Origin of the sequence: Extensimonas perlucida (genome assembly GCF_007655255.1) — a bacterium.
In the GTDB taxonomy this organism is placed as follows: Bacteria; Pseudomonadota; Gammaproteobacteria; order Burkholderiales; family Burkholderiaceae_C; genus Extensimonas; species Extensimonas perlucida.
In genome coordinates this window covers 1-20,056 of the sequence record NZ_VMYE01000012.1, presented here as the reverse complement: position 1 = coordinate 20,056, position 20,056 = coordinate 1, and the positions used below count along the sequence as shown (strand labels likewise).

General features: G+C 63.9%; 17 protein-coding genes and 1 pseudogene. 10 read left to right on the top strand and 8 right to left on the bottom strand.

All coding sequences use genetic code 11. The features are described from left to right. Positions 1-88: 88 nt before the first annotated feature. The 3 genes from FK527_RS11020 (at position 89) to FK527_RS11010 (ending at position 3,270) form a co-directional block, all read left to right on the top strand. Positions 89-1,042 (top strand): NAD(P)H-dependent flavin oxidoreductase, encoded by a 954-nt coding sequence (locus FK527_RS11020; protein ID WP_144733554.1) that lies wholly within the window; start codon positions 89-91, stop codon positions 1,040-1,042. Positions 1,043-1,332: 290 nt separating this feature from the next. Beyond that, positions 1,333-2,508 carry a porin gene (locus FK527_RS11015; RefSeq protein WP_144733551.1) on the top strand — a complete coding sequence of 392 codons (1,176 nt, stop codon included), beginning with the start codon at positions 1,333-1,335 and terminating at the stop codon, positions 2,506-2,508. Positions 2,509-2,964: 456 nt separating this feature from the next. Further along, positions 2,965-3,270 (top strand): winged helix-turn-helix transcriptional regulator, encoded by a 306-nt coding sequence (locus tag FK527_RS11010; RefSeq protein WP_144733548.1) that lies wholly within the window; start codon positions 2,965-2,967, stop codon positions 3,268-3,270. Positions 3,271-3,358: 88 nt separating this feature from the next. Here the strand turns inward: FK527_RS11010 and FK527_RS11005 are convergent, their stop codons facing one another. From FK527_RS11005 to ppsA, 4 genes are all read right to left on the bottom strand, one after another. Continuing rightward, a complete protein-coding gene (locus FK527_RS11005; RefSeq protein WP_144733769.1) occupies positions 3,359-3,868 on the bottom strand; it encodes a hypothetical protein in 510 nt (169 codons plus the stop codon). A 224-nt stretch (positions 3,869-4,092) separates the two neighbouring features. Continuing rightward, the gene (locus FK527_RS11000) at positions 4,093-6,156 is read right to left on the bottom strand and encodes a VC_2705 family sodium/solute symporter (RefSeq protein WP_144733545.1); all 2,064 of its coding nucleotides are present in this window, start codon (positions 6,154-6,156) and stop codon (positions 4,093-4,095) included. Continuing rightward, on the bottom strand, positions 6,149-6,490 hold the full coding sequence (locus FK527_RS10995; RefSeq protein ID WP_246072756.1) for a DUF4212 domain-containing protein: 342 nt from the start codon (positions 6,488-6,490) through the stop codon (positions 6,149-6,151). Before FK527_RS10995 ends, FK527_RS11000 begins: the two co-directional genes overlap by 8 nt. Before the next feature lie 81 nt (positions 6,491-6,571). Then, positions 6,572-8,962, bottom strand: a complete 2,391-nt coding sequence (ppsA, locus tag FK527_RS10990; RefSeq protein WP_144733542.1) for a phosphoenolpyruvate synthase — start codon at positions 8,960-8,962, stop codon at positions 6,572-6,574. A 239-nt stretch (positions 8,963-9,201) separates the two neighbouring features. Here ppsA and ppsR point away from each other — a divergent pair, with 239 nt between their 5' ends. From ppsR to bktB, 4 genes are all read left to right on the top strand, one after another. Further along, complete coding sequence (gene ppsR, locus FK527_RS10985; protein WP_144733539.1) at positions 9,202-10,023, top strand: posphoenolpyruvate synthetase regulatory kinase/phosphorylase PpsR; 822 nt, start codon at positions 9,202-9,204, stop codon at positions 10,021-10,023. Positions 10,024-10,403: 380 nt separating this feature from the next. Continuing rightward, positions 10,404-10,892: a peroxiredoxin gene (locus tag FK527_RS10980; RefSeq protein WP_144733536.1), complete on the top strand. Its 489-nt coding sequence runs from the start codon at positions 10,404-10,406 to the stop codon at positions 10,890-10,892. A 146-nt stretch (positions 10,893-11,038) separates the two neighbouring features. Next, positions 11,039-12,760, top strand: coding sequence for a PhoH family protein (locus FK527_RS10975; protein WP_144733533.1), 1,722 nt, complete (start codon positions 11,039-11,041; stop codon positions 12,758-12,760). A gap of 192 nt (positions 12,761-12,952) precedes the next feature. Beyond that, positions 12,953-14,137: a beta-ketothiolase BktB gene (gene bktB, locus FK527_RS10970; RefSeq protein WP_144733530.1), complete on the top strand. Its 1,185-nt coding sequence runs from the start codon at positions 12,953-12,955 to the stop codon at positions 14,135-14,137. A 65-nt stretch (positions 14,138-14,202) separates the two neighbouring features. Here bktB and glgB read toward each other — a convergent pair whose 3' ends face one another. The 3 genes from glgB to FK527_RS10955 form a co-directional block, all read right to left on the bottom strand. Then, a complete protein-coding gene (glgB, locus tag FK527_RS10965) occupies positions 14,203-16,146 on the bottom strand; it encodes a 1,4-alpha-glucan branching protein GlgB (protein WP_144733527.1) in 1,944 nt (647 codons plus the stop codon). Next, on the bottom strand, positions 16,146-16,583 hold the full coding sequence (locus tag FK527_RS10960) for a universal stress protein (protein ID WP_144733524.1): 438 nt from the start codon (positions 16,581-16,583) through the stop codon (positions 16,146-16,148). Before FK527_RS10960 ends, glgB begins: the two co-directional genes overlap by 1 nt. A 132-nt stretch (positions 16,584-16,715) precedes the next feature. Continuing rightward, positions 16,716-17,261 (bottom strand): acyloxyacyl hydrolase, encoded by a 546-nt coding sequence (locus FK527_RS10955; RefSeq protein ID WP_186298431.1) that lies wholly within the window; start codon positions 17,259-17,261, stop codon positions 16,716-16,718. A 189-nt stretch (positions 17,262-17,450) separates the two neighbouring features. Here FK527_RS10955 and crcB point away from each other — a divergent pair, with 189 nt between their 5' ends. The 3 genes from crcB to FK527_RS10940 all read left to right on the top strand — a co-directional run bounded on the left by crcB (position 17,451) and on the right by FK527_RS10940 (position 19,551). Further along, complete coding sequence (gene crcB, locus FK527_RS10950) at positions 17,451-17,828, top strand: fluoride efflux transporter CrcB (RefSeq protein WP_144733514.1); 378 nt, start codon at positions 17,451-17,453, stop codon at positions 17,826-17,828. Positions 17,829-17,952: 124 nt separating this feature from the next. Then, positions 17,953-18,750: an outer membrane protein assembly factor BamD gene (locus tag FK527_RS10945; protein ID WP_144733511.1), complete on the top strand. Its 798-nt coding sequence runs from the start codon at positions 17,953-17,955 to the stop codon at positions 18,748-18,750. A 36-nt stretch (positions 18,751-18,786) separates the two neighbouring features. After that, positions 18,787-19,551 (top strand): PP2C family protein-serine/threonine phosphatase, encoded by a 765-nt coding sequence (locus FK527_RS10940; protein ID WP_144733508.1) that lies wholly within the window; start codon positions 18,787-18,789, stop codon positions 19,549-19,551. 128 nt (positions 19,552-19,679) lie between these two features. On the opposite strand, the pseudogene FK527_RS17265 reads toward FK527_RS10940, so the two are convergent. Further along, positions 19,680-20,056, bottom strand: a pseudogene (locus FK527_RS17265) (hypothetical protein); the annotation flags it as partial.

The following is a 20,056-nucleotide window of genomic DNA, read 5'->3' as shown; positions in this document are numbered from 1 at the left end:
AGCGCTAACAGCTATTATTTTTGAATATTTGCGATTGCGCTGCCAAGCCCCTCACCGCCCGACCTCGAACACAAAAAGGATCGCCCCCATGCCCTCTTCCCGCCTGCCCGCACACATCGCGCGCCGTCTGCGCCTGCCCGTGATTGCCGCGCCCATGCTGCAGGTGTCGGGCATAGAGCTCGTCGTCGCGGCGTGCCGCAGCGGCGTGATCGGCGCCTTTCCCACGGTGAGCGCGCGCAGCCCCGCAGAGCTCGACGCCTGGCTGGCTGAAATCCGCACGCGCCTCGCCGCACACCCAGACGCCGCGCCGCCCTGCCCGAACCTGATCATGCGCTCGCCGCGGCTCGCCCAAGACCTCGCCTGCGTGCTGCGCCACGGCGTGGAAGTCGTCATCACCAGCGTGGGCTCGCCCGCGCCCGTGGTCGATGCGCTGCACGGCATCGGCTGCCTGGTACTGGCCGACGTGGCCACGCTCGCGCACGCGCGCAAAGCCCTCGCGGCCGGCGCCGACGGGCTGGTGCTGCTCACGGCGGGCGCGGGCGGGCAGACCGGCTGGCTCAACCCCTTTGCCTTCGTGCGCGCACTGCGTGCCGAATACGACGGCCCGCTGGTGCTCGCCGGCGGCATCAGCGACGGCGTGGCGCTGCGCGCGGCGCAGGTGCTGGGCTGCGACCTGGCCTCGATGGGCACGCGCTTCATCGCCACACACGAGAGCATGGCCGACGAAGCCTACCGGCAGATGCTCGTCACTTCCACCCTGGACGAAGTGCTGCTCACGCGCGCCTTCAGCGGCCTGCCCACGAACATGCTGATCGACTCCATCGTGCGCATGGGGCTGGACCCGGCCCGGCTCGACGAAACCGTGACGCCCAGCACCGCCGACCAGATGTTCGGCGGCAGCGCCCACGGCAACCACAGCGCCGGCCCGCGCCGCTGGCGCGACATCTGGAGCGCCGGGCACAGCGTCTCGGGCGTGCACGCGGTGCAGTCGGTGCAGGAGCTGGTCGAGGAGCTTGCGCAAGAGTGGTCGCAGGCAGGCTAGCCGCGCGCGGCAAATGGCCGGCATGGCCACTCGCAGCCCCAATTTTGAGAGCACCAAGCGCAGGCCACGCTTGCATTAGTGGCTTTTTTCGCCTGCGTCTTTTACCGGAAGAAAACCCGCTTTTACTTGAACGATAATTGCGCCCCGTGCGTGGTTTATAAGGGTATTTACCAATACCGGTCTGCGTCAGCACATGGAAAGCGGATCTGTCATGAAACGCTACCAGCCACGAGCCCGCACGTCCGCGCCGCAATGTGCGGCTTTTTTATGGCTCGATAGCAATAGCAACAATGAAATACACCCGCTTCATCTCCCAGGGCGCCAAGCTTGCAGGAATACTTGCTGCTGGCACCCTGTCCGCACAGGCCCAGACAGCCCCTGGCGTCACTTTTTACGGCGTCATGGACGCTGGCATCGCCAGCTTTTCACGCAGCGCCAACGTGGACAGCCGCCTGACCAAAGTCAACAGCGATGCCAGCAACTCCTCGGTGTGGGGCCTGCGCGGTAGCGAAGACCTTGGGGGCGGCATGGCAGCCCTCTTTGGCCTCGAGTCCATGGTCAGCCTGAAAACCGGCGACAGCTCGACCCCCAACAGCTCGGGCGCCACCGTGTCCGGCAATCCGGCCGTCTCGAACGTGACGTTTCGCCGCGCGGCCTATGTGGGTATGAAGAGCGAAAGCTATGGCAGCGTGATGTTGGGCCGCAACTACACCGCCACCGCCATGCCCCAACTGGTGAATGCCAACGGCCTGCCCAACAATGCCGTCAACACCGGCCTCGTGACGCTGACCGCCGCGCAGGGCATCAACAACGACTACTGGAACAGCAACATGGTGCGCTACGACAGCCCCGTGTTCAGCGGTTTCAACTTTGCGCTGCAGTACGTGTTTGGCGAAGACCCGCAAAACAACAGCGCCGGCTCGGGCTACGGCGGGCTGCTGAGCTACACCAGCGGGCCGTTCAAGGTCGTGGGCACCTACAACAAGGACAAGGGCGCGGCCAACGCCGCCAACACCGCCAATCCGCGCGCCGACGTGGGCAAAAGCATCGACTGGTGGATGCTTTCGGGCTCGTACGACGTGGGCCAATTCCGCCTGAGCGCCGCCTACGACGAAGTCAAGAACGACGATGGCCGCACCGCCAGCAACAAGGGCGGCGCCGCCAACAACGTCTGGATCGACTCCAAGATGTGGACCGTGGGCGGCAATTACGCCATCACGCCGCAGTTCAGGCTCGGCGCCCAGTACGGCGAAGTCAAGGAAACCTGGACCGACACCAAGAGCAAGCAAACGGTGCTGAGCGCGCACTACGCATTCTCCAAGCGCACCAACGCCTACTTCACCGCGACCCACACGAGCAACGGCAATGCGCCGATTCTGCCGATCTACGGCAATCCGCAAACCAACGTCAGCATCCCGAACCATTCGGTCAACGCATTCGTGCTGGGGATGGTGCACCGGTTCTGACGCCAGCAGCACACCCCGCCCGGGCGCGCAGCTTCGCCCGCGACGCTGCGCGCCCGGGCAACGGGGCACCGTCGGGCATGCCTGGCCAAGCCAGGAACTCACGATCGAGACGGCAAAGACCGCCTCTCCCGCACTCCTGCTTTCGACACCAAAAGTCCGACAGGCTCCTAGTGCAGTGTTCGACGCTATCTGCGACATAAAACCGCGTCTTTTCGTCCCGGGCCGCGTTGCAAATCCTCGCGATACCACCCAGATACCACCCAGTATCGCTGCGGTTTGCGCCTTGCCCAGACCAAAAATCCATCGGTTTTATTTGTCGCATCAAGCATCAAACACTGCACTAGAAGACACAGCACAACCCCTTGCAGAGCTACCAAACGTGTAGCGAAATGGAATTCGCGCTATAGTTCTTGCACTCGATTCCATTCCGCCCGATACCTGCGAGGAGATGCAGCCATGAGCGCCAAAGAAAAACCCGCCATCAGCCAGTTGTTTGACCTGCTCGAATCCCGCTACGCTTTGCGCGTGCTCTGGGCCTTGCGTGATGGCCACCCGCAGACTTTTCGTCTTTTGCAAGACAGCGTGGGCGGCATCACCCCGAATACGCTCAACACCCGCATCAAAGACCTGCGCGAAGCCGGCTTGCTGGACCACGGCAGCGGCGGCTACTTCCTGACCGCTTCGGGTGCAGACCTGGTCAAGCGCCTGAGCGATGTGCAAGCCTTCGCCACCCGGTGGGTGGCGGCACGGGCGAAAAAATAAGGGCCGCGCCCTCAAGAAAGGCGCTACGAGCCACTTCGTGGTCACCCATCACGTGCCGCACAGCGCCGCCGCGGCAAATGCCGCCACCTCAATCGAACAAGGCGCGCGCCAAGGCAGCGTATTTGGCATCGCCCACGGCGTCACGAATTTTGGGTGCCAGCGCCGCCAGATCGGCATAGCCGCTCGCACTCTCCACGGCCAGATTCAAACGGAATCCGCGCAAACCAAGCCCCGCCGTCAACTGGATGGCAATCGGATAGGCCGCCTGATAGCGCTCCATGTCGGAACGGCCGCTTCCCTGGCTGCTCTCTAGTGTGGCCGCTTCATCCGGCACAGCGGCCAGCGTCTCATCCGGCGAAACGGGCACCGCTGCAGCCATGGCCGTTCCGGAAAAGCCCTCGTCCGCACAGAGCAGCCCCTGCTCCAGCATGGTCTGCACATCGGCCTGCGTGATCCCCATGGCCGCCGTGGCCGCCAGCACCTCTTCGGTGCTCCGCTTGCCATCGAACAGGATGAAAGCCGTGCGCTGACGTGGCGTGAGGCTGCCATGCCGGTCCTTGAGTGCCGCCAGACCTGCCGGCGTTTTGCTGAGAGCCATGGTTTTCCCGACGAAAAAGAGAGATGTACGGTGTTGCCGGTATTCCAATGAACGGCACACCGATGTGGCAAGGACTGTCAATGCCCACTGCATGCAGTTTATGACAGGAACGTCATCAAGCCACCGCCGCAACCTCGTGAGACCAGTTTCTCGCCCCCAGTATCCCCCCGTAAATCGGGGCTTTCCATGACCAGTGTGCCATCCCATGGAAGGTACAGCGCCGGCTACCGCCTGACAAACCGGAGCCACCAGCTCCACCCCACGGCCACGACGAAGCCGACCGGCACGCCGAACACCCCTGCCGCCAACGGCTCTATGCCCCCCCACAGGCCATCGGTCAGCAGCCAGCGCGGCAGCACGCCCCCGGCGCGCAGCACGGGCAGCTGTGCAAGCATGTAGTAAGCCGTCAGGCCAAAACCCGCGAGCATGCCAGCCACGGCCCCTTGCCGCGTCATGCCGCGCCAAAACAGGCCCAGGACCAGGGCTGGCACGAAGGCCGACGCGGCGAGCGAAAACGAAGCAGACACCATGGGCAAAATCTCCGCGGGCTTGAGCGAGGCCACCATGGCCGCCGTCAGGGCTACTGCCAGCAGGGCGAATTTGCTCAGGATCACGCGCTGCTCGGGCGAGGTCCGCGCTCCCTTGTCACCATGAAAATACAAGTCGCGCACCAGCGCATTGCTGATGGTCAGCAGCAAACCATCCGCCGTGGACAAGGCAGCCGCCAGGCCGCCCGCAGCAACGAGCCCCGAGACCACATACGGCAAGCCACCGATTTCCGGCGTGGCAAGCATGATGAGGTCGGCGCCCAGATGGATCTCGCCGAACTGCACGATGCCGTCGCCGTTCATGTCTTCGACCGAGAGCAAGGCAGGATCGACATGCGCCCACTGCGCCATCCAGTGCGGCAAGGCGTCGAAGTGACTGCCCACGAGGTTTTGCATCACCTCGAACTTCACCAAAGCCGCGAGCGCGGGCGTACTCAGGTACAGCAAGGCGATGAAAAACAGCGACCAGGCGACCGAAGTGCGCGCCGCGGCGACCGAGGGCACGGTGTAGTAGCGCGTCAGCAGGTGCGGCAGGCCGGCTGTGCCGACCATGAGGCAGAACATCAACGCCAGAAAATTGCGACGCGAAAGTGCGTATTCCTCTTGTTCCTGGGGCGTGCCCTCAGGATTGCCGGCAAAGGCCTGGCTGTGCGGTGGAAGGCCGCCGAGCGGACGCGCACGCTCGAAGCTCTCGCGCATCTCGCGCGTCCAGCGTTCGCGCGCTTGCGCCGCATCGCGCGGCAGCGCCGCAAGCGCCTGGCTCGCGCGCACGATCTGCTCCACGTCGGCATTCTGTGCGCGCAGGGCCTGGATCTGCGCCCTGCCCTTTTCGCGCTCGCGTTGCAGCGCGCCGTCCACGTCGCGCAGGCGCTGCTGCAAGTCCAGGGCGCGCTGCAAATAGGCGCGCGCCACCTCGCGTTCGGCAGGGGAATCAAGAAACTGCCCTTCGAGTTCGGCGATCTTGCCGATCTGCGCGCCATACACCAGCGGCGCCATGGGATTGCCCAATTGCTGGTACGACAACCACGACACGGGTATCAAAAAAGCGAGCAAGAGAACGACGTACTGCGCCACCTGCGTCCAGGTAATGGCCCGCATCCCACCAAGGAACGAACACAGCAGCACGCCGCCGAGCCCGAGCATGATGCCGATCTCGAACTGCACGCCCGTAAGGCGCGAGGCGATCAGCCCCACGCCGTAAATCTGCGCGACCACATAGGTGAACGAACACAGCACCGCGGCCCACGCCGCCAGGATGCGTGGCCAGCGCCCACCGAAACGCAGCTGGAAGAAATCCGGCACGGTGTAGAGCTCCAGCGCACGCAGCTGCGGCGCAATCAGGATGGCCACGAGGCAAAACCCGCCCGTCCAGCCAAGCAGGTACGCAAGGCCGCCAGCCTGCCCCGGCGAGCCCGAAAACCCCTGCAAATACAAGGCGCCCGAGAGGCTGATGAACGAGGCCGCGCTCATCCAGTCGGCCGCAGCCGCCATGCCGTTGAACATGGGCGGAATGCGCCGCCCGGCCACGTAATACTCATCGGCGTCCGTGGTGCGCCCACGCACGCCTATCGCGGCATAGACCATGATGCTGCCGAAGAGGAATACCGGCCCTATCCACTGGCGTGAAAACCCGTGGTGCTCGGCCCATGCCATCAGTGCGAGCACGCCCAGCACGCACAACACATACCAAGCCAGGGCTCGGTGCAGACGCCAGCGACCGTTTTTCCCCCGTTCAGCCATGGCGCGTGCCATCCCCAGAGGCATCGGATGCGGCCTCTGATGCGGCATCCGCTGCGCCAGCGCCCTGGTGCTGGCGCTCGAAGTAGCTCATCGCCCAGGCATAAAAGACCACGATGGCTATGAACATCAGCACGGCCCCCTGGGCCACGAGCCAATAGCCCAGCGGCCACGGCCCCGTCGTCCAGGCCTGCAGCTGGCGCGCAAAGAAAGGCACGCCAAACGCCACCGCAGCCCAAAACAGCAGCAGTGCAGCCTTGAGCCAGGGATGCTGCAGATCGTGCAGCTGCGGCGGCAGCGGCGGCAGCGGGTCTGCAGGCTCGAGATTCGCGTTCACCGACATTTCGTGCAAAGCCCTTGCTGCCGCGCCGCCTCACCTGCTCGCAACGCGGGGGCCCGCAGTGGCATCACGGTGGCATCAGCCAGCCAGCTGCTGCCAGGTGGCGATCACGCTGTCCGGGTTGAGCGAGATCGAGGCAATGCCCTCCTGCATCAACCACTGCGCAAAATCCGGGTGGTCGCTCGGGCCCTGGCCGCAGATGCCTATGTATTTGCCCTGGGCACGGCAAGCCCGGATGGCCTGGTGGATCAGCGCCTGGACAGCAGGGTCACGCTCGTCGAAGTCCTGCGCGAGCAACTCCAGCCCCGAATCCCGGTCCAGGCCCAGCGTGAGCTGGGTCAAGTCGTTGGAGCCGATCGAAAACCCGTCGAAAAACTCCAGAAAACGCTCGGCCAAGATGGCATTGCTCGGAATCTCGCACATCATGATGAGCTTGAGTTCATCCCTGCCGCGCTCCAGGCCGTGCCGCGCAAGCAGCTGCACCACGCGCTCGGCCTGCCCCAGCGTGCGCACGAAGGGCACCATGACCTGCACGTTCGTGAGCCCCATCTCGGTGCGCACACGCCGCAGCGCCTCGCACTCCATCGCAAACGCCTCGCCGAAGTCCGCGCTGAGGTAGCGCGCCGCACCACGGAAGCCCAGCATGGGGTTTTCTTCCTCGGGCTCGTAGCGGCTGCCGCCGATGAGCTTGCGGTACTCGTTGCTCTTGAAGTCGGACAGGCGCACGATGACCGGCTTGGGCCAGAACGCCGCGGCGATCGTGGCCACGCCCTCAGCCACCTTGTCCACGTAAAAGGCGCGCGGACTCGCATGGCCACGGGCCACGGACTCGACGGCCTTCTTCAGGTCGCTGTCGATGTTCGGGTAGTCGAGGATGGCCTTGGGGTGCACGCCGATGTTGTTGTTGATGATGAACTCCAGGCGCGCCAGCCCCACGCCCTCGTTAGGCAGCTGGGCAAAATCGAAGGCGAGCTGCGGGTTGCCCACGTTCATCATGATCTTGGTGGCAATCGCGGGCATGCTGCCGCGCTGCACTTCGGTGACTTCCATCTCGAGCAGGCCGTCGTAGATGCGGCCCGTGTCGCCCTCGGCGCAGCTCACGGTGACCAGCATGCCGTCCTTGAGCCGCTCGGTTGCGTCACCGCAGCCCACCACGGCCGGAATGCCCAGCTCACGCGCAATGATGGCCGCATGGCAGGTGCGCCCGCCGCGGTTCGTGACGATGGCGCTTGCGCGCTTCATCACAGGCTCCCAGTTCGGGTCCGTCATGTCGGTCACGAGGATGTCGCCAGGCTGCACCTTGTCCATCTCGTGCAGGCTGTGCACCACGCGCACCGGGCCGGTGCCAATCTTTTGCCCGATCGCGCGCCCCTCCACCAGCACCGCGCCATGCCCCTTGAGCTTGTAGCGCAACTCCACCTGCCCCTTGGCCTGGCTCTTCACGGTCTCGGGGCGGGCCTGCAAAATGTAGAGCAAGCCATCCACGCCGTCCTTGCCCCATTCAATGTCCATAGGGCGGCCATAGTGCTCCTCGATCAAGAGCGCATAGTGCGCCAGCTGCAACACATCGTCGTCGGTGAGCGAGTAGCGGTTGCGCTGCTCGGCCGGCACTTCCACGGTCTTGATGAGCTTGCCCGTCTGCGCCTTTTCCTCGGGCGTGCAAAACACCATCTGGATCAGCTTGCTGCCCAGGTTGCGCCGGATCAACGCCTTTTTGCCCGCGCGCAACATGGGCTTGTGCACGTAAAACTCATCCGGGTTGACGGCACCTTGCACCACCGTCTCGCCCAGACCATAGCTGCTCGTGATGAACACCACGTCCTCGAAACCAGATTCGGTGTCTATGGTGAACATCACCCCCGAGGCGCCGATGTCCGAGCGCACCATTTGCTGCACACCCGCCGACAGGGCCACTTCGGCATGCGCAAAGCCCTTGTGCACGCGATAGCTGATGGCACGGTCGTTGTAGAGGCTGGCAAACACTTCCTTGATCTTGTGCTTGACTTCGGCCAGGCCGATGACATTGAGAAAGGTCTCCTGCTGCCCGGCAAACGATGCATCCGGCAAGTCTTCCGCCGTGGCCGAGGAGCGCACCGCAAACGATGCACCGGGATGGTCGGCGCTCAGGCGCGCGAATGCGGCATCAATGGCTTTTTCGAGCTCCACAGGAAAGGGCTGCGCCTCGACCATGGCACGGATTTCGGCCCCGGTCTTCGCCAGCGCGCGCACGTCGTCAACGTCCAGCGCGTCCAGCAGCGCATTGATGCGCTGATCCAGGCCCGCATGGCGCAAAAACTCGCGATAGGCGTGCGCCGTGGTGGCAAAGCCCGTGGGCACGCGCACCCCATGGGGCAATTGCGAAATCATCTCGCCAAGGCTGGCATTCTTGCCGCCCACGATGGCGACATCGGTCATCCTGAGGTTTTCAAACGGTACGACCAGGGCCTCCGAGCTGAAACGTGCTGACATGGGAATACTCCAAAGTTGATAAACCGTACCGGGGCCCCGGGCAACGCCGGGGCCGCACGCGCTCGCAGACATCCGCCACCGCTTTGGTTCTTCTTTGGATGGGGAGGCGCATGGGATGTCTGGGCAAAATTCAGGTCGCGACGCACGCACATCGGCACAGCCTTGTCTGCGCGGGTCGATCAGATAATGGGCGCCATTGTAGGTCTGCATCGCAGGCAAGCGCCCCCAAGGAACCATCCATGCACTCTCGCACCGCCTTTTTCGTGTCCGACGGCACCGGCATCACCGCGGAAACCTTCGGCAAAGCCATCCTCGCCCAGTTCGAACTCAAACTGCGCTTCGTGCGCCTGCCATTCATCGACACGGCGGACAAGGCGCACCAGGCGGTGCGGCAAATCAACCACACGGGCGAGTTGGAGGGCAAGCGCCCCATCGTCTTCACCACGCTCGTAAACATGGAGGTGCTCGGGGTCCTCCAGAATCATTGCAAAGGCATGCTGCTGGACATGTTCGGCACCTTCGTCAACCCACTGGAGCAAGAACTGGGCATCAAGTCGCACCACCGCGTGGGCCGCTTCAGCAACGTCAGCCGCAGCCGCGAATACGCCCAGCGCATCGAAGCCATCAACTACAGCCTGGCGCACGACGACGGGCAGAGCAAACGCGATCTCGCGAACGCCGACGTCATCCTCGTAGGCGTCTCCCGCAGCGGCAAAACTCCCACCAGCTTGTACCTCGCGATGCAATACGGCATCAAGGCCGCGAACTATCCGCTGATTCCCGAAGACTTCGAACGCCGCCAGCTTCCCGAAGCGCTTTTGCCCTACCGGAAAAAAATCTTTGGCCTGAGCATCCAGCCCGAACGCCTCGCGGAAGTGCGCAACGAGCGCCGCCCCCACTCCAAATACGCCAGCCTTGCAAACTGCCGCCACGAAGTTTCCGAGGCCGAGGCCATGATGCGCAGGGAAGGCATACGCTGGCTCTCCACTACAACGAAGTCAATCGAGGAAATCGCCACCACCATCTTGCAGGAGATGCACCTCGAGCGCCCGACATTCTGAAGTCCATGATCCATGCCCACTGTTGCACAGCCGCTATTTACTCCTCATTGAACCATGAGGACGCGGGATGATGGCTATGCCGTCAACGCTTGCGTCGATCCACCCTCCACCACCCAATTGATCACCGGCAGCCGATCCACTTCCCTCTCGCTCAACATCACTCTCGCTTGCTCCGTCGCTCATCTCCATCCAACCCGGGAGGACATTTGTAATCGGGGCAAAGGGGACACTACTAATCACAGTCGAGTTGTGCACAAGGCTTTCCGCGGTAAAATTATGGGTTGCGGCCGGGGGATGGTGCTTCGGGTTCCTGCCTCGAATTCCAGCCTTCGTATGTGCTCCCGGCTTTCCAACGACTACCTCCAGAGAGACTGAAAGCCATGGCGATCGTTGTCAACAAACTCCTGCCTGAATTCGAAGCCAACGCCACTGGCGGCATGAAGGTATCCAACACCTCACACCTGGGTCAAATCCTGGTGCTTTATTTTTACCCCAAGGACAACACGCCGGGCTGCACCACCGAGGCCATGCAGTTCCGTGACAAATACAAGGACTTCGTCAAGGCCGGCGCGGCACTCTTTGGCGTGTCGCGCGACAACATGAAGTCGCACGAAGACTTCAAAGCCAAGCTCGAGCTGCCCTTCGAGCTCATCGCCGACACCGAAGAAAAAATGTGCCACATGTTCGGCGTGGTCAAGAACAAGATCATGTACGGCAAAAAGGTCAAGGGCATAGAGCGCAGCACCTTCCTCATCGGCCCCGACGGCGTACTGCTGCAAGAGTGGCGCGGTATCAAGGTGCCCGGCCATGTCGATGAAGTGCTCAAGGCCGTCAAGGCCGTCAAGGCGCTCAACAAGAAAGCCGCCTGAGTCTTTTTTTCTTGCAAGCAAGTTCACGAAGCGTAGGCATAATGGCTCGATGCACTTGAGCATTGCTCTGCGTCCTTTCCTCCTTCCAGCCGCCGGGGTTTCCTGGCGGCTTTTTGTTTTTTGCGCTCTCTCCCTTTTTATCCACCATGCCCCTGCCCCCTGCCCCGCGCCGCCGCGCTGACCGCCTGACCCCTGAAACCCTGGCTGCCCCAGCCCCCGCGGCCGTGCGCGCTACCGCACATGCCGAAAAAATCCCCACCCTGCAACTCGTGCCAGCTACCGCACCAGGAGTGCAACCCGCTGCGCCCGCCACGCCCATTGCAGCCCGCGCGTCTGAAACCGCGCCCACCCCCGCCGCCCCACGTGCACGCGCTGCGCGCCCGAGCAGCCGCAAGCAACCCTCGGCGCATGCCCCCTCCGCCACCAAGGCGCCGACAAGCGCGAGCGCATCCGCACCGAAAAAACGCCGCGCCACGGGTCCGAGCAAGCTCTTCGTGCTCGACACCAACGTGCTGCTGCACGACCCGAGCTGCCTGTTTCGCTTCGAGGAGCACGACATCTTCCTGCCCATGGTCGTGCTCGAGGAGCTGGACGCGCACAAAAAGGGCACGACCGAGGTCGCGCGCAATGGCCGTCAGGCCAGCCGCACGCTGGACGCGCTGGCCGCTTTGCACGCCGGCGACATGGCGCTGGGCTTGCGCCTCGATGCCACGGGCCAGCGCACGGCCAAAGGGCATTTGTTCTTCCAGACCGCGCCGCTCGACTACCCGCTGCCCACCAGCCTGCCGCCGGGCAAGGCTGACAACCAGATCCTCGGCGTGGTCGAGGCGTTGCGCAAGCTGCACGCGCCGCGCGAGGTGGTGCTGGTCTCCAAAGACATCAACATGCGCGTCAAGGCACGCGCGCTGGGCCTGACCGCCGAGGACTACCAGAACGACAAGGTGCTCGAGGACGGTGACCTGCTCTACGCCGGCGTACTCGCGCTGCCGCCCGACTTCTGGAGCCGCGCGGGCAAGCACATCGAGAGCTGGCAAAACGGCGCGCACACCTACTACCGCATCGGCGGGCCGCTGGTGGCGCAGCTGCTCATCAACCAGTTCGTCTATTTCGAGGCTCCGGGCGAGCCCAGCCTGTTCGCGCGCGTGGTCGAGATCCGTGACAAAAGCGCCGTGCTGCAGACGCTCACCGACTACGGCTCGCCCAAAAACGCCGTCTGGGGCGTGACCACGCGCAACCGCGAGCAGAACTTCGCGATGAATCTGCTCATGGACCCGAACATCGACTTCGTCACGCTCGCGGGCACGGCGGGCACGGGCAAGACGCTCATGGCCCTGGCCGCGGGCCTCACGCAGGTGCTCGACGAGCGCCGCTATACCGAGATCATCATGACCCGCGCCACCGTCAGCGTGGGCGAGGACATCGGCTTTCTGCCCGGCACCGAAGAAGAAAAAATGGGCCCGTGGATGGGCGCACTCGACGACAACCTCGAATTCCTCGCCAAGGGCGACGGCGGCAACGCCGGCGAATGGGGGCGCGCCGCCACCAACGAGCTGATCCGCAGCCGCATCAAGATCAAGAGCATGAACTTCATGCGCGGGCGCACCTTTTTGAACAAATACGTAATCATCGACGAGGCGCAGAACCTCACGCCCAAGCAGATGAAGACGCTGGTCACGCGCGCCGGCCCCGGCACCAAGATCATCTGCATGGGCAACCTCGCGCAGATCGACACGCCCTACCTCACCGAAGGCTCGTCGGGCCTGACCTACGCCGTCGATCGGTTCAAGGGCTGGCCGCACAGCGGCCACATCACGCTCGCGCGCGGCGAGCGCTCGCGCCTGGCCGATTTTGCGAGCGAGGTGCTTTGACCGATGCTGCGACCGGTGCTGTGAGGTGGGCCCCGTCTGGGCACGCTGCACAGAGTATGCTCAGGGCCCTCGCCACAAAAGGCGGGGCGCGCCGGCGTCTCTCGATTATTCTTTTTTGATAGCTGCCAGCGCCCGTGGATACTGCTTAAAACGCCTTTTTTGCCTATATTTTCATCATTGAAGGAAGTGAACATGACCCGTGAAGTCGTCATCGTCAGCGCCGTGCGCACCGCCATTGGCACCTTTGGTGGCAGCCTGAAGGACATCCCCACCGTCGATCTGGCCGCCACCGCGCTCAAGGAGGCGCTCGCGCGCGCCCAGGTCGAGGGCAAGGACGTGGGCCACGTGGTGTTCGGCCATGTGGTGAACACCGAGCCGCGCGACATGTACCTCTCGCGCGTGGCTGCGATCAACGGTGGCTGCCCCAAAGAGACGCCCGCGATGAACGTCAACCGCCTGTGCGGCTCGGGCCTGCAGGCCATCGTGAGCGCGAGCCAGGGCATTTTGCTCGGCGAATACGACGTGGCTGTGGGCGGCGGCGCCGAAAACATGAGCCGCGCGCCCTACGCCTCGCTCGCCACGCGCTGGGGCGCGCGCATGGGCGACGCCAAAATGGTGGACATGATGGTCGGCGCGCTGCACGACCCATTTCACACCATCCACATGGGCGTGACGGCCGAAAATGTCGCCAAGGAATTCGGCATCACGCGCGAAGACCAGGACGCGCTGGCGCTCGAGAGCCACCGTCGCGCCGAGCGCGCCTGGGCCGAAAACCGCTTCGCAGGCCAGATCGTGCCCGTGATGGTGAAGAGCAAAAAAGGCGAAGTCGCCTTCGAGAAAGACGAGCACTTCCGCCCCGGCGCCACGCTCGAGGACTTCCAAAAAATGAAGCCCGTGTTCGTGAAGGAAAACGGCACCGTCACCGCCGCCAACGCGAGCGGCATCAATGACGCCGCCTCCGCCGTGGTGCTGATGGAAGCCGGCGCCGCCAAGGCACGCGGCGCCAAGCCGCTCGCGCGCCTCGTGGGCTACGCGCACGCCGGTGTGGAGCCCAAGCTCATGGGCATAGGCCCGGTGCCCGCGACGCAGATGCTGCTGAAAAAGACCGGCCTCAAGCTCGACCAGATCGACGTGATCGAAGCCAACGAAGCCTTTGCCGCGCAGGCCTGCGCCGTCACCAAGGGCCTGGGCGCTGACCCGGCCAAGGTCAACCCGAACGGCTCGGGCATTTCGCTGGGCCACCCGATCGGCGCGACGGGCGCCTTGATCACCGTGAAGGCGCTGTACGAGCTGCAGCGCATCCAAGGCCGCTACGCGCTCGTGACCATGTGCATCGGCGGCGGCCAGGGCATCGCGGCGATTTTCGAGCGCATGTAATCAGGCGCACGCCACACCCAAGGGGCGGCGGCAGCTACCTGCTGCCGCCCTTTTGGTTTGCTGCGTCAACCCGCAGCAGGCTTCAAATAGAGCACGCCCAGCGGCGGCAGCAGCAGCGATAGCGATTGCGCGTAGCCGTGCGCGGGCACGGCCTCGGTGTACGCGCCACCGCCATTGCCCATGCCGCTGCCGCCGTATTCCTTCGCGTCGCTGTTGAGCAGCTCCTGCCAGTAGCCTGCAGACGGCACGCCGACGCGGTAGTGCGCGCGCGGCACGGGCGTGAAGTTGCACACCACAAGCACCACGTCCTGCACTGCGTCCTGTACCTCGCGGCCACGGCGCAGAAAGCTCAGCACCGAAGCCTCCGCGTCGTGAAAATCGACCCAGGCGAAACCCTCGTGCCCAAAGTCCTGCGCATGCAAAGCCGGCTGCGCGCGTTGGCAGCGGTTCAGGTCGCTCACCCAGCGCTGCACGCCCGCGTGCAGCGGATACTGCAGCACATGCCACTCCAGGCTCTCCTCGTGCTGCCATTCGCGCCGCTGGCCGAATTCGCCGCCCATGAACAGCAGCTTTTTGCCCGGGTGCGCCCACATGGTGCCATAGAGCAGGCGCAGATTCGCAAACTGCTGCCATTCGTCGCCAGGCATCTTGCCGATCAGCGCGCCTTTGCCGTGCACCACCTCATCGTGCGACAGCGGCAGGATGAAGTTCTCGTTGAAGGCATACCAGATGCTGAAAGAGATTTGCCCGTGGTGGTGGCGCCTATAGAGCGGGTCACGCTGGAAATAGCGCAGCGTGTCGTGCATCCAGCCCATGTTCCACTTGAGGCCGAAGCCCAGTCCGCCCGCAGCCACGGGCCGCGACACCATGGGCCAGGCCGTCGATTCTTCGGCGTAGGTCTGGACGTCGGGGTGATCGCGATAGACGGACGTGTTGAGCTGGCGCAAAAAGTCTATGGCCTGCAGGTTCTCGCGCCCGCCGTAGTGGTTCGCGATCCATTCGCCTTCGGGGCGGGCGTAGTCGAGGTAGAGCATCGAAGCCACGGCATCGACGCGCAAGCCATCGACGTGGTAGTGCTCAAGCCAGAACATCGCGCTCGACAAGAGGAACGCACGCACCTCGTTGCGGCCATAGTTGAAGATCGCGCTGCTCCATTCGGGGTGAAAGCCCTGGCGCGGGTCGGCGTGCTCGAACAAATGCGTACCGTCGAAAAACGCCAGGCCGTGCGCATCGGTCGGAAAATGCGAGGGCACCCAGTCGAGGATCACGCCTATGCCCGCCTGGTGCAGGTAGTCGATCAGGTACATGAAGTCCTGCGGTGTGCCGTAGCGTGATGTGGGCGCGAAGTAGCCCGTGGTCTGGTAGCCCCAGGAGCCATAAAACGGGTGCTCCATCACGGGCAGCAGCTCCACGTGCGTGAAGCCCAGCGCCTGCACATGCTCGGCCAGCAGCGGCGCGATCTCACGGTAGCTCAAAAAACGCTGCCCCTCTTCGGGCACGCGCCGCCACGAGCCCAGGTGCACCTCATAGACGCTGATGGGCGCGTCGAGCGCGTTGGCGCTGCGCCGGCGGGCCATCCAGTCCTGATCGCCCCAGGCGTAGTCGAGCGACCACACGCGCGAGCCGGTGCGCGGCGGCAGTTCGGCATAGACGGCGAACGGATCAGCCTTGTCCACGGCGTAGCCATGGTGGCTCGACTCGATGTGGAATTTGTAAACGTCGCCCTGCTGCACGCCGGGGATGAAACACTCCCAGATGCCCGAGTGATCGGCGCGCGGCGCACAAGGATGCGCGCCCTTGGCCCAGCCGTTGAAGTCGCCGATCATGCTCACGCGCGCTGCATTGGGCGCCCACACAGCGAACTGCACGCCCGCCACGCCATCGACCACGCACGCGTGGGCGCCGAGCTTTTCGTACAGGCGGCAGTGCGTACCCTCGCGAAACAGGTAAATGTCGTGCGCGGTCAGTAAGCTCGGCGCTTGCGCGCCCCCTGCTGGCACCACGGGCATCAATCGCGCACCACGAGCACGGGGATGTGCACCAGGCTCAAGATGCGCTGCGTCACGCTGCCGAGCATGAGCTTTTCGAGGCCGCGGCGGCCGTGCGAGCCCATGACGATGAGATCGGCGGAGATATTTTTTACCGCATCTACGATGGCGTCGTGCACCACATGCCCTTCGGCAATGACGCCTTCAGCCTGCACACCGGCCTCGGCCATGGCTTTTTTGGCGGCATCGATGGCAATGTTGGCTTCCGCCGTCGCGGCGGTCAGATACTGCTCCTGGCCATACCCGAAGTCCGCCCCCACGCCCGTGAACGGATAAGGGTCGATCACGTACAGCAAAGTGACCTTGCTGCCAAAGGTTTTGGCCAGGCCTGCGGCCTTGGACACCGCGAGCATGGAAGTTTTGGAGCCGTCTATGGGAACCAGGATGTGCTTGAACATGGTATTTCTCCGGGAAAGCGAGAGAGAAGCAGAAAGCAGCGCGAAACCATGATCATGCCTCAATCTGACGCCATCCCAACCCTGTATCCCGGCGCATCTCACAGCAAGGCGCGGCGCTCCTGCACCAGGCTGTCAAAAAGCGTGTGCGTAGCGCAGCTCCAAAAAGGTCTCGCCAGGATTCGGCTTTTTTAATCCAGCATTCGAGACATGCTTGACGTAAAGCCCGAGCTCTTGCTCATGCTGCGCGCCAAACACGCGCCCAACGCCCAAATGGTCGCTGAAATTCCAGCGCGTGCTGAACCTTTTGCCGCCCACCTGGTAGGTCTTGTGCATGTACGATGCCCCAATGCCGCCCTCCATGAACCAGGGCGATGATCCATCATCGAAATGGTAGCGGAACATGGGCACCACGCCTATCTGCGCATAGTATTTGCGCTGCCCTTCGCGCGCGTCGCCATCCCAGCCTCCTAAGTAAAAATTCCAGGCCATGCCGATGCGCCCGCCCCATAGCCTTTGCTGCATGGGCAGGCTCAGGCCCAGCACGGCCGTGCTGGCACTCCCATTGCTCTCCACGCTGCCGCCGGCTTCGACATAGATGGATCGGCGCGCTTCGAACTGCTGGGCCCATGCACTGGAGCCCAGCACTCCGAGGGCAACCGCCACAGCCAAAGTGCGCATGAAGGTCCAAAAGGCGTCTATACGCCGGAGTCGCAAAGAAGTAGGAAACATTGGTTATACGCTCCGTGTTGTTCTTAAAATTCTGGCACTTCTGCGGCCTGGTGCGCATGTTGCAGCGCAATAGTTGAACGCGGCGCAGGTTCAAGACGCCCTTCAAAGCGTCAAAATGACACATCCCGAGTGCGCTCCATGCTACACATTTTTGCGATCTGTCTCGGCGCCTGCGCCGGCGCCCTGTTGCGTTGGCAGCTGGGCTTGTGGCTCAGCCCTGGGGGATTGATTCCCTGGGGAACGCTGGCTGCGAACCTCATCGGTGGCTACCTCGTCGGGCTGTGCGTGGGCGTGTTCCAGGCGCTGCCGCAGCTCGATCCGGTCTGGCGCCTGGCGCTGGTCACGGGATTCCTGGGCGCGCTCACGACCTTCTCGAGCTTTTCTGCCGAAGTCGTGGCCCTGCTGCAGCAGCAGCGCTACACACTGGCGCTGGGCACGGCGGCGCTGCACCTCGGCGGCTCGCTGCTCTTGACGGCGCTGGGCCTGCAAACGGCACGTGTTTGGCTGAACTGGTAGCTCCAGTGCAGCAGGACATCCGCACCGATCCTTCATGTTGGCTCGCCCGCTACAATGCCCCGGCCGACCAGGGAGCTGCCGTGCCCTCGGCTTCCCCCGCGTATTTGTCTGAAAGCCACTTGCGATGCTGCGCCCTCATTCGTCTATCGTCTCTGCCCTGCTGGCCGCCGGCATTTTGGCTGCCTGCTCCAGCACCCCTGCCGACCCGACCGCAGACTGGAGCCCGAACCGCCTCTATTCCGAGGCCAAGGACGAGATGAACGGCGGCGCGTTCGACAAGGCCATAGAGCTTTACGAAAAACTCGAAGGCCGCGCTGCGGGCACCCCGCTGGCGCAGCAAGCCCAGCTCGAGAAGGCCTATGCCCAATACAAGAACGGCGAAAAAGCCCAGGCCATCGCAACGCTGGACCGCTTCATGAAGCTGCACCCGGCGAGCCCAGCGCTCGACTATGCGCTCTATCTCAAAGGCATCATCAACTTCAATGACGATCTCGGGTTGTTTTCCTGGATTTCGCGCCAGGACCTCTCCGAGCGCGATCAAAAGGCGGCGAAAGACTCGTTCGAGGCTTTCCGCGAGCTGGTGACGCGCTTTCCGGACTCCAAATACGCACCCGATGCGCGTCAGCGCATGGTGTATATCGTGAACGCACTGGCCCAGTACGAGGTGCACGTCGCGCGCTACTACTACCAACGCGGCGCCTATGTCGCAGCCATCAACCGGGCGCAAGCCGCATTGGCCGAATACAAAGACGTGCCCGCGCTCGAGGAAGCGCTCTACATTCTGATGCAGTCCTACGACGCGCTGGGCATGACCCAGTTGCGCGACGACACGCGCCGCGTGCTCGAAGCCTCTTACCCGCAGAGCACTTATTTGACACAGGGCCTCAAGCCCAGGTCGAACCCGTGGTGGAAATTGTGGTGAGTGCGCCCGGCGCTGCGCTGCCCCCGCCGTACATCCATGGCTGACGCCTTGCGCCTGCTGGCCGCGACCGGCATCCACAAGGGCGACCGCGAATACCAGCAGGATCAGGTGGCACTGCTGGTGCACCCGCGGCACAAGGGCTGCGTCCTCGCCGTGGTGGCTGATGGCATGGGCGGGCGCAGCGGCGGGCGCAAGGCCTCGGACCAGGTCATGCTCACGGCGCGCCAGCTGTTCGAGCGCTATTCCCCGATCACGGACGACGCGGATATCCTGCTCAAAAACCTGGTGGCGGAATCACACCTGGTGATCCGCCTCACGGCCATGGCGGCCGAGCAGGAGCCGCACAGCACGCTCGCGGCTTTCCTCATCAACCCGGGCGGTGACTGCCATTGGGTGCACTCGGGAGATTCGCGCATCTACCATTTCCGCGGCGGCCAGCTGGCCTTTCGCACCAAGGACCATTCCTACGTGCAGGCATTGGTCGATCGTGGCGAACTGACCGAAGACCAGGCGCAAGTCCATCCGCGCTCCAACATTCTCGTGGGCTGCCTGGGGACGGAAAGCGAGCCTCCGGCCGCCCTGCACACCATCCAGCGCCTGCAGCCGGGCGACGTGCTCATGGTCTGCAGCGACGGGGTCTGGCACTACTTCACCCCTGCGGAGCTCGCCTCGGTGCTCGAGGCCCTGACGCCGCGCGAAGCCAGCGAATTTTTGATAACAAAAGCCCGCAGTCGCGCCTGCGGGGGCGGCGACAACCTGTCGCTGGCCGTGGTCAAGGTGGACGGCGTGCCCGCGCCCTGAACGCCGCTGCGGCTTAGGAGCCTGTCGGGCTTTGGGCGTCGAAAGCGAGAATGTGCCCCAGCGAGGCCAGTTTTTGCCGGATTCGCCGCCCCATAGTGGTGCGGGTGCGATTCAAACTGATGTGCCGATCAAGCCGCGTAGAGGTAAGAAGTCGCCCAGTAGCTGGCCCACTCGCTATTGGCGCGGTTGACGCGAAGGGCGAGCATGTGCTCGGCGTTGGCGGCGAGCCACCAAGAGCCCGGCAGCTTCAAGCGCTGCTGCACGATGTAGCGGTGGGCGCTTTCGATCTCGCCCGAGCCAATGGGCAGGCCCTGGGCGATCGCGCTTTGGTAGTCCAGCTGCTCCAGCCGCTGGCTCAGGTAGCGATGGCACTGGCGCACGGGGGCCTGCGGTTCGTCGGCCTGGGCAGGCTCCAGGTGGGGCTGCAATGCGGCGAGCACGGCGTCGATCTGCTGCGTTTGCAGCCTGTGCTTCTGGGCCTTGAGCCACTCCTGGCTGGACTGGG

Excerpts from the sequence above, each read along its gene's own strand:
- FK527_RS11020 (WP_144733554.1), top strand. The coding sequence starts at position 89 with ATGCCCTCTTCCCGCCTGCCCGCACACATCGCGCGCCGTCTGCGCCTG.
- FK527_RS11015 (WP_144733551.1), top strand. The coding sequence starts at position 1,333 with ATGAAATACACCCGCTTCATCTCCCAGGGCGCCAAGCTTGCAGGAATA.
- FK527_RS11010 (WP_144733548.1), top strand. The coding sequence starts at position 2,965 with ATGAGCGCCAAAGAAAAACCCGCCATCAGCCAGTTGTTTGACCTGCTC.
- FK527_RS11005 (WP_144733769.1), bottom strand. The coding sequence starts at position 3,868 with ATGGCTCTCAGCAAAACGCCGGCAGGTCTGGCGGCACTCAAGGACCGG.
- FK527_RS11000 (WP_144733545.1), bottom strand. The coding sequence starts at position 6,156 with ATGGCTGAACGGGGGAAAAACGGTCGCTGGCGTCTGCACCGAGCCCTG.
- ppsA (WP_144733542.1), bottom strand. The coding sequence starts at position 8,962 with ATGTCAGCACGTTTCAGCTCGGAGGCCCTGGTCGTACCGTTTGAAAAC.
- ppsR (WP_144733539.1), top strand. The coding sequence starts at position 9,202 with ATGCACTCTCGCACCGCCTTTTTCGTGTCCGACGGCACCGGCATCACC.
- FK527_RS10980 (WP_144733536.1), top strand. The coding sequence starts at position 10,404 with ATGGCGATCGTTGTCAACAAACTCCTGCCTGAATTCGAAGCCAACGCC.
- FK527_RS10975 (WP_144733533.1), top strand. The coding sequence starts at position 11,039 with ATGCCCCTGCCCCCTGCCCCGCGCCGCCGCGCTGACCGCCTGACCCCT.
- bktB (WP_144733530.1), top strand. The coding sequence starts at position 12,953 with ATGACCCGTGAAGTCGTCATCGTCAGCGCCGTGCGCACCGCCATTGGC.
- glgB (WP_144733527.1), bottom strand. The coding sequence starts at position 16,146 with ATGCCCGTGGTGCCAGCAGGGGGCGCGCAAGCGCCGAGCTTACTGACC.
- FK527_RS10960 (WP_144733524.1), bottom strand. The coding sequence starts at position 16,583 with ATGTTCAAGCACATCCTGGTTCCCATAGACGGCTCCAAAACTTCCATG.
- FK527_RS10955 (WP_186298431.1), bottom strand. The coding sequence starts at position 17,261 with ATGCGCACTTTGGCTGTGGCGGTTGCCCTCGGAGTGCTGGGCTCCAGT.
- crcB (WP_144733514.1), top strand. The coding sequence starts at position 17,451 with ATGCTACACATTTTTGCGATCTGTCTCGGCGCCTGCGCCGGCGCCCTG.
- FK527_RS10945 (WP_144733511.1), top strand. The coding sequence starts at position 17,953 with ATGCTGCGCCCTCATTCGTCTATCGTCTCTGCCCTGCTGGCCGCCGGC.
- FK527_RS10940 (WP_144733508.1), top strand. The coding sequence starts at position 18,787 with ATGGCTGACGCCTTGCGCCTGCTGGCCGCGACCGGCATCCACAAGGGC.